Origin of the sequence: Streptomonospora salina, from assembly GCF_014204715.1 — a bacterium.
GTDB lineage: Bacteria > Actinomycetota > Actinomycetes > Streptosporangiales > Streptosporangiaceae > Streptomonospora > Streptomonospora salina.
In genome coordinates this window covers 3138959-3152289 of sequence record NZ_JACHLY010000001.1, presented here as the reverse complement: position 1 = coordinate 3152289, position 13331 = coordinate 3138959, and the positions used below count along the sequence as shown (strand labels likewise).

Below are 13331 nucleotides of genomic sequence, written 5' to 3'. Positions count from 1 at the left end.
ATCCGCCCGAAAGTTGCGGAAACCGTGAGTCGTTAGGGCGAGCCCGAACCGAGCCGCATTCTGCACTGCGCACTGAACCGGTTCACGACCGGACCCGGTATTGCACGGCCCCGCGGGTCGGATCCCAACACCGTTGTTTTAGGGTGTTTTCGCTGGTGGGGTGAGGCGCCAGATGTGGACGCGATGTCGGGTTCTACCCGAGGCGGGTGTGGCGCGCTTGCGGGTGGGGAACCGGAAGGAGCGCCGGGTGACCTCACGGGGTGCGGACCGCCGGCGCCGCCGGGGCAGCAGGTCGTCCCAGAGCTCGTCGAAGGCCCACACGTCCAGTACGGCCAGGTCCTCAGGGGGAAAAACGCCCACCGGTCCGGTTGACCGAGCGGCGGGCGGTGTTGAGCGCGGTGGTGAAGCTGATGCGGTCGGGATCGAGCTGTGCGTACCCGGCGGCGCGGGTGATCAGGTCCGAGACCGCCTGATAGACCAGCAGCAGCGCCCAGGCCTCCTGACGGATGAGGTCGGGACTCTGGGAGCGGAACCGCACCGTCGTTCCGCCGCGCAGTTCGGTCTTGACCGCGTCGTAGAGGATCTCCGATTCCCAGCGGGCCGCGTACAGCCCCGGGAAGTCGGCGATGGGGTGGAGCACCGGGTCGATCAGGCTGGTGACCAGGGTGATCGTCTCCCCGGCCGTGGTGTGGCCGCCGTGTGCGGTGACGGTGTCGGTGTAGACGGTGTACTCGACCACACGCACCAGCGGACCGCCCTTGGACAGGTGCGCGGTGTAGGAGCCGTCGGCCAGGACCTCGACGGGGGCCAGGGCGAACTGGGCGCCGGCGCGCATGATGACCTGGGCGCCGGTGGCGGTGATCGTGCAGTACAGGTCGCTGCCGCAAAACCCCGAGTCGAAGACCGTGAGCATGTCGGGCGCGAACGAGGCCGCCATGCGCTCGCACAGGGCTTTCTCGCTGGTGGTGTAGGCGTCGAAGGACGCGTCGATGAGGCAGCGGGTGCCGATCTCGCAGTGGGCGACCAGACGCAGTTGAGGGAAGGCCCCCTCAGAGGGGCCGCCGAACGCGGCCCGGTTCGCGGTGGTGTCGGGGGTGTCCAGGCAGGTGCCGTCCACCGCAGTCAGGCGGTAGCCGCGCCACCATGCTCCCGGGGTGTCGCTCTCGGCCAGGGGCCCGGCGGTGCGGGCGAAGAGCAGCGTGAGGGGTTCGGTGCCCAGCCGCTGCCGGGCCCGGCTCACGCTGGAGGCCTCGGGCGCGCCCGAGGCCGGCACGGCCAACTCCCGGGCCCCGCCGCTGAACGCGCAGCCGTCAGCCAGCCTGCGCCAGACCTCTTTGTAGGAGAGGTTGCGCCACAGCCACAGCGCCAGGACCAAGTACAGGGTCAGCCGTGCGGGCAGCTCGCGCCGCCGTTGCTGGAGGGCGCCGCCCCGGGTGGCCACCTCCTCGACCAGGTGCGGGTCGAAGGTCTGGGTCAGCACCCCGAAAGAGGCGCGGTCAGCCGCGTTCGTCACGCCATCGAGTATCCCGCGGGTAGAGGCGGCCGCGAACCCTCGGTGCCAGGCTCGCACCACCCCGAGGCCCTTACCAGCGAAGATGCCCTAAAACAACGGTGTTGGGGTCGGATCCCGCACCGGCCCGCCGGTATCCGGGAATTCACCGGCGGGTGTACCGCATCCGGGCCGCGAGCCCCGCACCGCGCTATCCCACCGACATCATCGAGCGGTCCGAGGCGAGCTCCCAGGTGTGCGGCGACGCCTCCACCGGGGTGGGCACCGGCCGCCGACCGGCTCCGCGCGGCGTCACCGCATGGGCGGAAGCTCGGGCAGGACGGCGGCGGGTTCCGCGACGGGCGTACCGTCGCGGTGGACCGTGAGGCGGGAACCGTCGGCGCGGCCGGAGAGCCAGGCCAGCAGCGCGCTCGCCGGGCCCTGGGCGGTCACCGCCGGGCCGGCGGCGGCGCCGATGCGGAACTCCTCGCCGGACCCGGAATCGCGCAGCAGCACGGGCGGCAGCTCCTCCTCGGCGGCGAAGCGCGCCACCAGGCTCTCCACCTCTTCTGCGACGAAGGGCTGGGGCCACGCGCCCGGCGCGTAGTCCAGGCCCAGGTCGACGTGGTGGTACTCCACCTCCGACAACCGCATCCACGGGATCCGCGCGGCCGGGAACACGCGGCCGTCGGGAAGCCGGATCTCGAACTTCCACGCCTTCTTGGGCATGGAGCGCACGGCCTCGGCCAGCCGCTCGGCGCTGTCCTCCAGGTCGGCCGCCTGCTCCTCGGGGCCCCGATCGGCCCCCTCCTCGATCTCGCGGTCACGGTCGTCGCGGCTGGGATACAGGTCGGCCTGACGCCCTTCCCGGGCGCCCTCCAGCAACCGCACGAGCGCGTCGGCGTTGCGGGCGACGTGGGCCAGCACGTGGCCGCGCGTCCATCCCGGCAGCAGCGAAGGCCCACCGATCTGGTCGGGACGCACGCCCGAGGCGGTCCGCAGCAGACGGTCCGTGGCGTCGTCGGCTGCGCCGGACACCACCGAGTGATCGTCGGTCCGGATACGGGGAACGGTCATCGTGGCCTCCTGGACTGGTCTGCGCGCCGTCTCCGCGGTTCGGCCCGCGCCCGGCCGCACCGGGGGACCGCGTCAGCGCACCGCGGAGGCGCAAGCGACGCTACCACCGCCGCCTCCGAGGGGAGCCGCGCAGGAGGGGCGGTGCGCGACCCGAACGGCCCGCGAGGCCTCCTGGGGCAGACACGGCAGACACGGGCAGGCGCGGGCGCGCGCGGACGCACTCCGCGCCCGGGAGGCGCGCCCTCCCGCATACGCGAATCGGGCGGCCCCCGCAGTGGGGACCGCCCGATCGTCGCAGGTGGGCCGAGTTCGCGTACCCGACTCGCCGACCTCTAAGAGAGGTCTTAGAAGTCCATGCCGCCCATGCCGCCGGCGTCTGCGCCGCCGCCCTGGGCCTGCTTCTCCGGCTTCTCCGCGATGACCGCCTCGGTGGTCAGGAAGAGGCCGGCGATGGAGCCCGCGTTCTGCAGCGCCGAGCGCGTCACCTTGGTCGGGTCGATGACGCCGTCCGTGAACAGGTCGGTGTACTCGCCCGTGGCGGCGTTCAGGCCGACGCCCGGCTCCAGGTTGCGCACCTTCTCCGCGACGACCCCGCCTTCGAGACCGGAGTTGACCGCGATCTGCTTCAGCGGCTCGCCGATGGCGCGGCGGACGATGTCGGCGCCGATGGCCTCGTCGCCCTGCAGGTCCAGCTTCTCGAAGACCGGGACCCCGGCCTGCAGCAGAGCCACACCGCCGCCGGGCAGGATGCCCTCTTCGACGGCGGCCTTGGCGTTGCGCACCGCGTCCTCGATGCGGTGCTTGCGCTCCTTGAGCTCCACCTCGGTGGCGGCACCGGCCTTGATGACCGCGACACCGCCGGCCAGGCGCGCCAGGCGCTCCTGCAGCTTCTCGCGGTCGTAGTCGGAGTCGCTGCGCTCCATCTCGTTGCGGATCTCGCTGACCCGGCCGGAGATGGAGGTGGCGTCGCCGGAGCCGTCCACGATGGTGGTCTCGTCCTTGGTGACGACCACCTTGCGGGCGCGGCCGAGCATGTCCAGCTCGGTGTTCTCCAGCTTCAGGCCGACCTCTTCGGTGATGACCTGGCCGCCGGTCAGCACGGCGATGTCCTCGAGCTGGGCCTTGCGGCGGTCGCCGAAGCCCGGGGCCTTGACGGCGACGGACTTGAAGTTGCCGCGGATCTTGTTGACGACGAGGGTCTGCAGCGCGCCGCCCTCGAGGTCCTCCGCGATGACCATCAGCGGACGGCCGGCCTGCAGGACCTTCTCGACGACCGGAAGGAACTCGTTGTTGTTCGAGATCTTCTGGTTGGCGATGAGGATGTAGGGGTCCTCGAGCTCCGTCTCCATCCGCTCCATGTCGGTAGCGAAGTAGGGGGAGACGTAGCCCTTGTCGAAGCGCATGCCCTCGGCGAGCTCCAGCTCCAGCCCGAAGGTCTGCCCCTCCTCGACGGTGATGACGCCTTCCTTGCCGACCTTGTCCATGGCCTCGGCGATGGTGTCGCCGATCTGGGCGTCGCCGGCGGAGATCGAGGCGGTGGAGCCGATCTGCTCCTTGGTCTCGACCTCCTTGGACAGGTTGGCCAGTTCCTCGCTCAGCCGGGTGACGGCGCTGTCGATGCCGCGCTTGAGGCCGACCGGGTTGGCGCCGGCCGCGACGTTGCGCAGGCCCTCGCGCACCATGGCCTGCGCGAGCACGGTGGCGGTGGTGGTGCCGTCACCGGCGACGTCGTCGGTCTTCTTGGCGACCTCCTTGACGAGCTCGGCGCCGATCTTCTCCCAGCTGTCCTCGAGCTCGATCTCCTTTGCGATGGAGACGCCGTCGTTGGTGATCGTGGGGGCGCCCCACTTCTTCTCCAGAACGACGTTGCGGCCCTTCGGGCCGAGCGTCACCTTCACCGCGTCTGCGAGCTGGTTCATACCGCGCTCAAGGCCGCGGCGGGCCTCTTCGTCGAACGCGATCAGTTTGGCTGCCATAGACTTCTTGTCCTCCCGAGACCGGGCTGATACGCGAAGGTACGAGCCGACGCCCGCGACGGACGACCGCGGGGATTCCGGCAACCCCTCTGCCGGAGGCCGCGGCCTCATCGCCTCGAACCAGGGGTTAGCACTCCGCTTGTCAGAGTGCCAGCTCACCTATTATTAGCACTCCGCCTATGCGAGTGCAAATGCCCTCTCCAGAGTTCGCCGCGGATCCACTCGCAGGTCAACGCCGCCTCACCGGCGGCTCCTCGACACGACGACGCCCGCGCCCCCGGAACCTTCCGGAGGGCGCGGGCGCAGCGGACGGCGCCGTCCGGGGCTCAGCAGCCTCCGGCGACGGCCGGGATGATCGAGACCTGCGCACCCGAGGCGGTCGGGGTCTGCAGACCCTGGGCGAATCGCACGTCCTCGTCACCGACGTAGACGTTGACGAAGCGGCGGATCTTGCCGGAGTCGTCGACGATGCGCGCCCGGATACCGGGGTACTTGGCCTCCAGGTCGGCCAGGACGTCCTGGACCGTGCCGCCTTCGGCGGTCACGTCGGCCTCGTCCTTGGTGTAGGTGCGCAGAATGGTCGGGACTCGGACGCTGACGCTCATGATCTGCGGATACTCCTTGACTCGCTCGCTGCCGGAGGTCGGCGGGACGGGGGGCAGGGTCGTACGGGGGCTAAAGCAGCCCCGCCTCCTTGAACACGTCCAGGGAGGGCTTGATGGTCGCGGTGACTCCCGCCTCGACGGCGCCGAGAGTCTTCAGGCCGTCGCCGGTGTTGAGCACCACGGTCTCGGCGTCGGGGTCGAGCGCGCCTTCGTCCAGCAGCTTGCGCAGGACACCGGTGGTCACGCCGCCGGCGGTTTCGGCGAAAACGCCCTCGGTGCGGGCCAGCAGGCCGATGGAGTCGACCACGGCCGCGTCGTCGACGTGGGCGACGGCGCCGCCGGTGCGGCGGCAGACGTCGATGACGTAGGGGCCGTCGGCGGGGTTGCCGATGGCCAGCGACTTGGCGATGGTGTCGGGCTTGACCGGCTGGACGACGTCGTGGCCCTGCTCATAGGCGGCGGCGACCGGCGAGCAGCCCGTGGCCTGGGCGCCGAACACCTTGTACGGCCGGTCCTCGACCAGGCCCAGCTCGATCAGTTCGCGGAAGCCCTTGTCGATCTTGGTGAGCTGGGAGCCCGACGCGATGGGCACGATGATCTGCTCGGGCAGCCGCCATCCCAGCTGCTCGGCGATCTCGTAGGCCAGCGTCTTGGACCCCTCGGCGTAGTAGGGGCGCAGGTTGACGTTGACGAAGCCCCAGTCCTCGCCGGCGGGGTCGCCGATCAGCTCCGAGCAGAAGCGGTTCACGTCGTCGTAGTTGCCGTCGACGGCCACGACCTGACCGCCGTAGACGGCCGCCATGACGACCTTGCCCTCTTCCAGGCCGGCCGGGATGAACACGCACGAGCGGAATCCGGCGCGGGCCGAGGCGGCGCCCACAGCACCGGCCAGGTTGCCGGTGGACGAGCACGACAGCGTGCGGAATCCGAAGGTGCGGGCGGCCTCCACGGCCATGGCCACCACCCGGTCCTTGAAGGAGTGGGTGGGGTTGGCGGAGTCGTCCTTGACGTGCAGCGAGCGCATCCCCAGTTCGCCGGCCAGCCGGTCGGCGCGCACCAGCGGCGTCAGCCCGGGGTCCATGTTGGGCAGCTCGGCGACGTTGTCGGGCACCGGCAGCAGGCCGGCGTAGCGCCAGATGTTGTTCGGGCCGCGCTCGATCTCCGCGCGGGTGAGCGCACCGAACTCGTAGGCCACTTCGAGCGGGCCGAAACAGAACTCGCACGCGAAGCGCGGAGCGAGGTCGTAGCGCTCGCCGCATTCCCGACAGGACAGCGCGGCGGCGGGGCCGAAGGCGCGGGCGGCGGTCGGTTGCGTTTCCGTGGCGGCTATCGCCATAACGAGGCGTCTCCCCTCATCTTCCCTGGCGAACCGATCTGGTCCCAGGCCGGAGTTGGCACCTGCCTCGGCCGCCTCGCAGGATCGCGAGTCGCGCAAACCGAGATGGTTGCCGGGGCTTCGTAGGGCCGGTCCCTCCACCCCTCTGGATGAGCAATATGAAGTTGTATGGCGGATCCGCGTACGGGCCCGGGAGGCGCAGCGGAATCCGCACGCAAGACTAACCCACCCTGTGCCGGTTTATCCATGAAGAGTGACGCGGGTAACACGCCCGAAGGCGCCGCACCGGGACCGGCGTCGTCCCTGGCCGCGGCCCCGGAGCGGCCGCTACGCCCGCTGTGGCGCGCCTGCCGGGCCGGTCCGCCGCGGCCTCCCGGGTTTGCGCGCACCGGCCGCAGGCGAGACCTATGACACCTTCACACAGCGGGCCCTGTCGTACGGGGTACCGGTGTAGTGCAATGAAGCGTCGGCGCAATCCGCGGTGACAGGTGAGAGGTGGACGTTCAGGTGGACAAGGCACAGATCCTCGTCGCTTCCAACAGGGGACCGGTGTCCTTCTCGTTCGGCGAAGGCGACGCGCTGGACTACCGGCGCGGCGGGGGCGGGCTGGTCTCAGGCCTGAGCTCGGTCGCGTCGTCGACCGACACGATGTGGGTGTGCGCCGCCCTGTCCGACGCCGACCGCGCCGCCGCCGCCCGCTCCCCCGAGGGACGGCTGGACGCTGCCGGTTTCGACCTCGGCGGCATGCGCGTGCGGATGCTCGACATACCGCCCGACACCTTCACCGACGCCTACACCCGGGTGGCCAACTCGACGCTGTGGTTCGTGCACCACATGCTCTACGACACCCCCAACAAGCCGCGCTTCGACGCCGCCTTCCGCTCCCAGTGGGAGGGTTTCCGCTCCTACAACGCCGCCTTCTCCGAAGCGCTGCTCACCGGATCGGCCGACAACGCGCGCGTGGCCGTGCAGGACTACCACCTGGCGCTGGTTCCCCGGATGCTCCGCCAGCGCCGCCCCGACCTGCGCATCACCCACTTCTCGCACACGCCGTGGGCGCCGCCGGAGTACTTCCGGATGCTCCCCGCGGACATCCGCCGGGAGCTGCTGGAAGGCATGCTCGGCGCCGACCACCTGGGCTTCCTGAGCCGCCGCTGGGCCGACGCGTTCCTGCGCTGCTGCGAGACGTTCCTGCGGGTGGAGGTCGACTGGACCCGGCGCACCGTGGAGTTCGGCGGCCGAGTGATCCGCACGGGCGTGCACGCGCTGGGCGCCGACGCCGAGAGCCTGCGTGAGCGGGCCGCGGCCGCCGACGTCGAGCAGTGGCGCGCGCGGCTGCGCGAGCGGGTGGGCGACGCCGAGCTCGTCGTGCGGGTCGACCGCACCGAGCTGTCCAAGAACATCGTGCGCGGCCTGGAAGCGTTCCGCGAACTGCTGCGCGAGCATCCCGAGTGGCGCGGACGCGTCACCCATTTGGCTTTCGCCTACCCCAGCCGCGGCGACGTCCCGGAGTACCGCGACTACACCGAGCAGGTGCAGCGGGTGGCCGCGGAGATCGACCGGGAGTTCGCCACGGCCGACTGGAGCCCGCTGATCCTGGAGGTGCAGGACGACTTCGCGCGTTCGCTGGCCGCCTACCGCATGGCCGACGTGCTGCTGGTCAATCCGATCCGCGACGGCATGAACCTCGTGGCCAAGGAAGGGCCGGTCCTGTCCGACGACGGGTGTGTCCTGGTGCTGTCCAGCGAGGCCGGCGCCGCCGACGAGCTGGGCGAGGACGCGGTCCTGGTCAACCCCTACGACGTCAGCGAGACCGCGCAGGCGCTGCGTACAGCCCTGGAGATGCCCGCCGACGAGCGCCGCGCACGCTGCGGGCGGCTGGTCGACAGCGCCACCGCGTTGGCGCCCACCCCCTGGTTCGAGGCGCAGCTGCGTGCGCTGAAGTAGGCGCTGCGGTCCGGTTCCGCGGGCCGGGGCCGGTTCCGGCCGGTGCGCGTGCCTGCTCCGGGCCGCCGCGGCGGTTCACTCCGTCGGGGCGGCCACCGGCTCGCCGGCGCGGTCGAGGATCTCTGCGACCGTGCCGGACTTCGCCTCGGTGTACTCCTGCACGCTCTCCCACCTGCGCTGCGCCAGCTCCAGTTTCACCCGCTGGTAGCGCTCGCGGTCGGCGGGGTCGGCGCACAGCCGGTCGCGGAACAGCAGCATCAGCCCGGCCGCGGCGGCGTGCGGACCGTAGACGTGCACGTCGGTGTTGACGTCGGGGCCGCGCAGCAGGCGACGGCCCGCGGCCTCGGAATCGCGATGGGCCACCGCGTAGCCCGCGCCCTCCAGTGCGGGTACGTAGGCGCTCTCCTCGGCCGGGTCGGGCACGGTCAGCAGCACGTCGACGCAGGGCTTGGCGCACATCCCGGGAACCGCCGTGGAGCCCACGTGCTCCACCGCGAGCGCGGTGTCGCCCAGGGTTTCGCGGATGCGGTCGGCCTCCCGCTGGAACAGGTAGGGCCATTTGGGGTCGGCCTCGACGACCACGACCCTGCCGTCGATGAAGTGCGGCGGCGGGGCGAGTGCGCCCGGGGCCGGCTCGGCGCGGCCGCCTCCCCGGCGCGAGGGCAGCGGAGCGGGCGCGTCGGTCGGGCGGGCGTCGGACGATCGATCAGGGAACTCCGTGGGGGACATTCCGCCAGGCTTCTACGCCCGACGCTGCACGTCAAGGCGTATATCAGGGAAAACACCGCTTCACGCTGAGCGCTGCGGCGGTGACCGAACGGGGCCGTGCGGCGGATGCGGCCCCGGCCGCACCGGGCGCTCACCGAACGCGGGCCGCTGCGCGGATCCCGCGGCTGCGGGCGGTCAGCGCCTGCGGCGGCCGCTGTTCCGGGTCCCGGATCCCGCGCGCCGCGCACCCCCGGAGCGGGTTCCGGCGCCGCCGCGATCACCGGTGCTACGGCGGTCGGGCTCGCGGGAAGGGAAGTCGTAGGGGTTGGCGCCGGTGCGGCGCCACAGCAGCACTCCGGCGGCGGAGCCCAGAACGGCCAGCAGCACCCCGCCGGTCCACACCGCCCAGTCCGGCAGCAGGGACTCCCCTCGCCCGGACTGCTCGGCGAGATCCTCGTCGAACAGCGGTCTGCCTTCGGCGGCCTCGCCGGCCTCTTCCACGGCGGCGGGGATGTCGAGCACCCCGGCGCCGTAGCCGGCGTCCTGCCCGCCCCCGGGCTGCGCCGAGGCGGTCAGGGCGTCGACGGCCTCGCCGGTGCCCAGCTGGGGGTAGGCGGCGCGCAGCAGCGCGGCGGCGCCGGCGGCGAACGCGGCCGCCGCCGCGGCTCCGTCGACCGGAGCGTATCCCCCGCCGGGGGCCGGGGCGGGTACTCCGGCCCCCGGCGCGACCAGCGCGGCCCCGGACGCCGGCGAATCGGCCGTCGGCACGAGGTCCTCGCCGACGGCGCCGACGGCCAGCACACCGTCGTAAGCGCCCGGGTAGGCGTCGCCGCCCTCGCCGGCGGGGGCGACCACCACGGCGTTGTTGCTCCGGGCGTAGCCGACCGCGGCCTGCACGGACGCGTCGGGCTCGGCGCTCGCGGACCCCGCGGGAAGCACCAGCACCTGGACGCCCTTGTCGGCGGCGTGGCGGATACCGTCGGCGAGCGCCGCGGCCGCCTGCCGGCCGGTTCCCGTCGGCACGCGCACCGACAGGACGTCGGCGCCGGGCGCCACCCCGACGACGCCGCCGGTGTACTCCTGGCCGTGTCCGCGCCCGGCGATGATGCCGGCCAGCGGGGTGGCGGTCGCGTCCGGACCGGAACCGCCGTCGTCGGTGAAGTCCCCGCCCCGGGCGGCGGCCTCGGACACATCGGGGTGCGAGGTGTCCACTCCACCACCGATCAGGGCCACGGTCACACCGCCGCCGTCGTCGGTTTCGGCGGCTTCGGCGGCGCCCACGGCCTCCATGCCCCACTGGTCGGGCCGCAGCTCCCGCCCGGCGTGCTCGTCGGCCACCGCGGGTGCGGCGGCGCCCTGCGGTGCCAGCAGCGCGACCGCGCACGCGGCCGCTGTGGCGGAGCGCGCAGCGGCCCGGTTACCGCGGATCATGGAAAACTCGACCCCCAACTCCTGAGCCCCGTCGGTGCCCTGTCCCGGTGCGTACGGTCGGCGTCATTGTTCCACGTCTGCGCAGTTCGATCCTCCCGAGGCGGACGGGGCGGACGGGGCATCGGCAGCGCCGTCCGCCCAGGGCAGCCCCCTGACCGTGCGGGTGCGGGCGACCCTTACCCCGCGGCCCCATCCGTGTGTTCGCCTCTCCACCCCCGCCTGCGAGTCGCTACCATGAGTGCGCCAATCCGGACGAGGAGGCGCCCAATGTCAGATCCAGGGCTATTCGATCAGCGACCCTCCGCTCATCCCGGCGCATCGGCCACGTCCGCTGCGTCCGGCGACGAGCGCGAGCTGGCCGAGAGGGAACAGCGCATCCTGGCCTTCGAACGCCAATGGTGGAAGTTGGAAGGTTCCAAGGAGCAGGCCATCCGCGAGGAGTTCGGGTTCTCCGCCACGCGCTACTACCAGCTGCTCAACGGGCTGGTGGACCGCCCCGAAGCCCTCGCCTTCGACCCCATGACCGTCAAGCGGCTGCGCCGGCTGCGCGCCGACCGCCGCCGCCAGCGAACCGCCCGGCAATTGGGCATCCACCTGTAACGACGCACGGCGGCGCGGCGGCAGCGCCGCGCCATCTGAGGGCATACTCCGAGCGGGGGGCGTGCCACCTGCACCGCCCTGCTCCGCCCGCACCCTTTTCGAAACGGGAACGAGACGACCGCACATGCCATTGCCCAAGCCCGGCTCCGAAGCGGGCGCGGCCGCGCTGGACCGGATCGTCCGGCGCCCCGCCGACGCCGTCCTGTCCTTCGACTTCGACGGCACGCTGGCAGCGATCGTCCCCGATCCGAGCGACGCCCGCTCCTATCCGGGTGTCACCGCCGAACTCTCCCGCCTGGCGCCGCTGGTCGGGCGCCTGGTGGTCATCACCGGGCGGCCGGCCGCGGTGGCGGTGGAGTACGGCGGATTCGCCGACATCGCGAACATCCTGGTACTGGGCCACTACGGCCTGGAGCGCTGGGAGGACGGACATGTCACCGCCCCCGACCCGCCAGCCGGGGTCGGCCTGGTCCGCGAGGAGCTTCCGGAGCTGCTGCGGCGTTCGGGGGCCCACGACGGAACCCGGATCGAGGACAAGGGACGGTCGCTGGCGGTGCACACCCGCAACGCCGCCGACCCCGACGCGGCCCTGGAGGCCCTGCGCATCCCGCTGGCCGCGCTGGCGCAGCGCGCCGGGCTCACCGTCGAGCCCGGGCGCCGGGTCATCGAACTCCGGCCGGCGGGTATGGACAAGGGCTCGGCGCTGGCGGGCGTCGTAGCCGACGCCGGCGCGGACCCGGCGGTGCTGTACACCGGCGACGACCTCGGCGACATCGCCGCTTTCGAGACGGTGGAGCGCCTGCGCGGCCGGGGTGTGCCCGGGGTGACCGTGTGCAGCGGCTCCGACGAGGTCGAGGGACTCTCCGACCGCGCGGACCTGGTCGTCGACGGCCCGCAGGGCGTCGCCGAACTGCTCGCGGCGCTGCGCGCGGCGATAGCCGGCCGGGATTAGGTGCCTGAGTCCGGTTTCTGAGCAGGTTGCGGGCGCAACGAAGGGTGCCCCACGCTCGCAGGAGCGGCGCGGGGAACGCTTCCGGCCGTCTGCCGCCGTCGCACCGGTCTGGGCTGCGGCGTCGCGGACGGCCGACCGTCGGTCGTCGGTCGTCGGTCGTCGGTCGTCGACGGGATCGAGCCCCGGCTGCCCCGCTGAGCGGGCAGGTCGGCGCCACCGGATCGCGTCACTGCGTGACCGCCTGGACGAGGAAGTCGACGTAGACGAGGTTGACGACGGCGTGGATAGCGATCAGCACCCAGATGTTGCGATAGCGCGCCCACAGGTAGCCCTGCATCAGACCGAACATGCCGTGGTAGGCGACGAGCGACGCGATCCCGACCCAGGATGCGCCCCCGTCCAGGTGGCTGCCCGCGTGCATGAGGGCGAACAGCAGCGAACCGATGAGGATCGCCGGCCAGGGCCCGAAGGCGGCCTCCAGCCGGGTCTGCAGCCAGCCCCGGTAGAACACCTCTTCCAGCACCCCGGCGGTCAGCAGTGTGATGAGGGACCCGACCGCGAGGGTGATCGGATCCGGCAGGTCCTGGGTGAGCGGACGCGCGAAGACGACCTCGGAGAGCAGCACCCACGCCGCCGCAGCGGGCAGCGGGGCCAGCCACGTCGCCGGCGCGGGGACGGCCCGCGCCCTGGGCCCCTCCCCGCCGCGGTTCAGTCGGAAGGCCGCCAGCGGCACGATGAGGAACAGCAGGACCTTCGCCGACGGATACCACAGGGTGTCGCTGATACCGGCGACCGCGACGGGGAACACGACGGCCGCCGCGACGAGCACCCACGTCTCCCGAGTGATCCGCCGCCCGTCCAGGTCGGTCAGCGGCTCGGGCACCGGCACCCGCGGCGGGACGAGGCGGGCGAGAACCATCGCGGCCAGGACCGGTACCACTGCCGCCCACAGGGTGATCCGCGCGGCGCCGGGATCAGCGGAAGGCGAGATGGTGGTGGTGCCGCTGAGCAGCAGCCCCGCGAACGCCGCCGCGTAGAACGCGAGTCCCGTCGCCGTCATGGCGTATTCCACCGCCGGTCCGCTGTGCAGTTGTCGCATGTCCGGGATGCTAGACGCTGCGGGCCGTCCTGGCTTCCTCTCCGAGACCGAGAGCGCGTACGCCTTCCGGCGGACGGGCCGGCGGGGCACGCGTCACCGCGAGAACGACCG

General features: G+C 72.3%; 12 protein-coding genes and 1 riboswitch. Of the genes, 3 read left to right on the top strand and 9 right to left on the bottom strand.

Annotated elements, in window-relative coordinates; all coding sequences use genetic code 11:
- Window positions 1–138: 138 nt before the first annotated feature.
- The 6 genes from HNR25_RS14440 to thrC form a co-directional block, all read right to left on the bottom strand.
- Complete coding sequence (locus tag HNR25_RS14440; RefSeq protein ID WP_184635899.1) at window positions 139–360, bottom strand: hypothetical protein; 222 nt, start codon at window positions 358–360, stop codon at window positions 139–141.
- On the bottom strand, window positions 341–1513 hold the full coding sequence (locus tag HNR25_RS14435; RefSeq protein ID WP_026129722.1) for an IS4 family transposase: 1173 nt from the start codon (window positions 1511–1513) through the stop codon (window positions 341–343). Before HNR25_RS14435 ends, HNR25_RS14440 begins: the two co-directional genes overlap by 20 nt.
- A 288-nt stretch (window positions 1514–1801) precedes the next feature.
- Window positions 1802–2566 (bottom strand): maleylpyruvate isomerase family mycothiol-dependent enzyme, encoded by a 765-nt coding sequence (locus HNR25_RS14430; protein ID WP_184635897.1) that lies wholly within the window; start codon window positions 2564–2566, stop codon window positions 1802–1804.
- Window positions 2567–2910: 344 nt separating this feature from the next.
- Window positions 2911–4542 carry a chaperonin GroEL gene (groL, locus tag HNR25_RS14425; protein WP_184635895.1) on the bottom strand — a complete coding sequence of 544 codons (1632 nt, stop codon included), beginning with the start codon at window positions 4540–4542 and terminating at the stop codon, window positions 2911–2913.
- Window positions 4543–4868: 326 nt separating this feature from the next.
- Window positions 4869–5147, bottom strand: a complete 279-nt coding sequence (locus HNR25_RS14420; RefSeq protein WP_184635893.1) for a ubiquitin-like small modifier protein 1 — start codon at window positions 5145–5147, stop codon at window positions 4869–4871.
- Window positions 5148–5217: 70 nt separating this feature from the next.
- A complete protein-coding gene (gene thrC, locus HNR25_RS14415) occupies window positions 5218–6483 on the bottom strand; it encodes a threonine synthase (RefSeq protein ID WP_184635891.1) in 1266 nt (421 codons plus the stop codon).
- 13 nt (window positions 6484–6496) lie between these two features.
- Window positions 6497–6639: riboswitch (SAM riboswitch) on the bottom strand.
- A 351-nt stretch (window positions 6640–6990) separates the two neighbouring features.
- Between thrC and HNR25_RS14410 the strand changes: the two genes are divergently transcribed.
- Window positions 6991–8430 (top strand): alpha,alpha-trehalose-phosphate synthase (UDP-forming), encoded by a 1440-nt coding sequence (locus HNR25_RS14410; protein WP_184635889.1) that lies wholly within the window; start codon window positions 6991–6993, stop codon window positions 8428–8430.
- 75 nt (window positions 8431–8505) lie between these two features.
- Here the strand turns inward: HNR25_RS14410 and HNR25_RS14405 are convergent, their stop codons facing one another.
- Both HNR25_RS14405 and HNR25_RS14400 read right to left on the bottom strand, forming a co-directional pair.
- Window positions 8506–9159 (bottom strand): GrpB family protein, encoded by a 654-nt coding sequence (locus HNR25_RS14405; protein WP_184635887.1) that lies wholly within the window; start codon window positions 9157–9159, stop codon window positions 8506–8508.
- Between the two features lie 174 nt (window positions 9160–9333).
- Window positions 9334–10569, bottom strand: coding sequence for a S8 family serine peptidase (locus HNR25_RS14400; protein WP_184635885.1), 1236 nt, complete (start codon window positions 10567–10569; stop codon window positions 9334–9336).
- 267 nt (window positions 10570–10836) lie between these two features.
- Between HNR25_RS14400 and HNR25_RS14395 the strand changes: the two genes are divergently transcribed.
- Both HNR25_RS14395 and otsB read left to right on the top strand, forming a co-directional pair.
- On the top strand, window positions 10837–11169 hold the full coding sequence (locus HNR25_RS14395) for a DUF3263 domain-containing protein (RefSeq protein WP_246463667.1): 333 nt from the start codon (window positions 10837–10839) through the stop codon (window positions 11167–11169).
- A 124-nt stretch (window positions 11170–11293) separates the two neighbouring features.
- Window positions 11294–12121, top strand: coding sequence for a trehalose-phosphatase (gene otsB, locus HNR25_RS14390; protein ID WP_184635883.1), 828 nt, complete (start codon window positions 11294–11296; stop codon window positions 12119–12121).
- Window positions 12122–12347: 226 nt separating this feature from the next.
- Here the strand turns inward: otsB and HNR25_RS14385 are convergent, their stop codons facing one another.
- Complete coding sequence (locus HNR25_RS14385; protein ID WP_184635881.1) at window positions 12348–13220, bottom strand: CPBP family intramembrane glutamic endopeptidase; 873 nt, start codon at window positions 13218–13220, stop codon at window positions 12348–12350.
- Window positions 13221–13331: the final 111 nt, after the last annotated feature.

Excerpts from the sequence above, each read along its gene's own strand:
- groL (WP_184635895.1), bottom strand. The coding sequence starts at position 4,542 with ATGGCAGCCAAACTGATCGCGTTCGACGAAGAGGCCCGCCGCGGCCTT.
- thrC (WP_184635891.1), bottom strand. The coding sequence starts at position 6,483 with ATGGCGATAGCCGCCACGGAAACGCAACCGACCGCCGCCCGCGCCTTC.
- HNR25_RS14420 (WP_184635893.1), bottom strand. The coding sequence starts at position 5,147 with ATGAGCGTCAGCGTCCGAGTCCCGACCATTCTGCGCACCTACACCAAG.
- HNR25_RS14400 (WP_184635885.1), bottom strand. The coding sequence starts at position 10,569 with ATGATCCGCGGTAACCGGGCCGCTGCGCGCTCCGCCACAGCGGCCGCG.
- HNR25_RS14385 (WP_184635881.1), bottom strand. The coding sequence starts at position 13,220 with ATGCGACAACTGCACAGCGGACCGGCGGTGGAATACGCCATGACGGCG.
- HNR25_RS14395 (WP_246463667.1), top strand. The coding sequence starts at position 10,837 with ATGTCAGATCCAGGGCTATTCGATCAGCGACCCTCCGCTCATCCCGGC.
- HNR25_RS14430 (WP_184635897.1), bottom strand. The coding sequence starts at position 2,566 with ATGACCGTTCCCCGTATCCGGACCGACGATCACTCGGTGGTGTCCGGC.
- HNR25_RS14405 (WP_184635887.1), bottom strand. The coding sequence starts at position 9,159 with ATGTCCCCCACGGAGTTCCCTGATCGATCGTCCGACGCCCGCCCGACC.
- otsB (WP_184635883.1), top strand. The coding sequence starts at position 11,294 with ATGCCATTGCCCAAGCCCGGCTCCGAAGCGGGCGCGGCCGCGCTGGAC.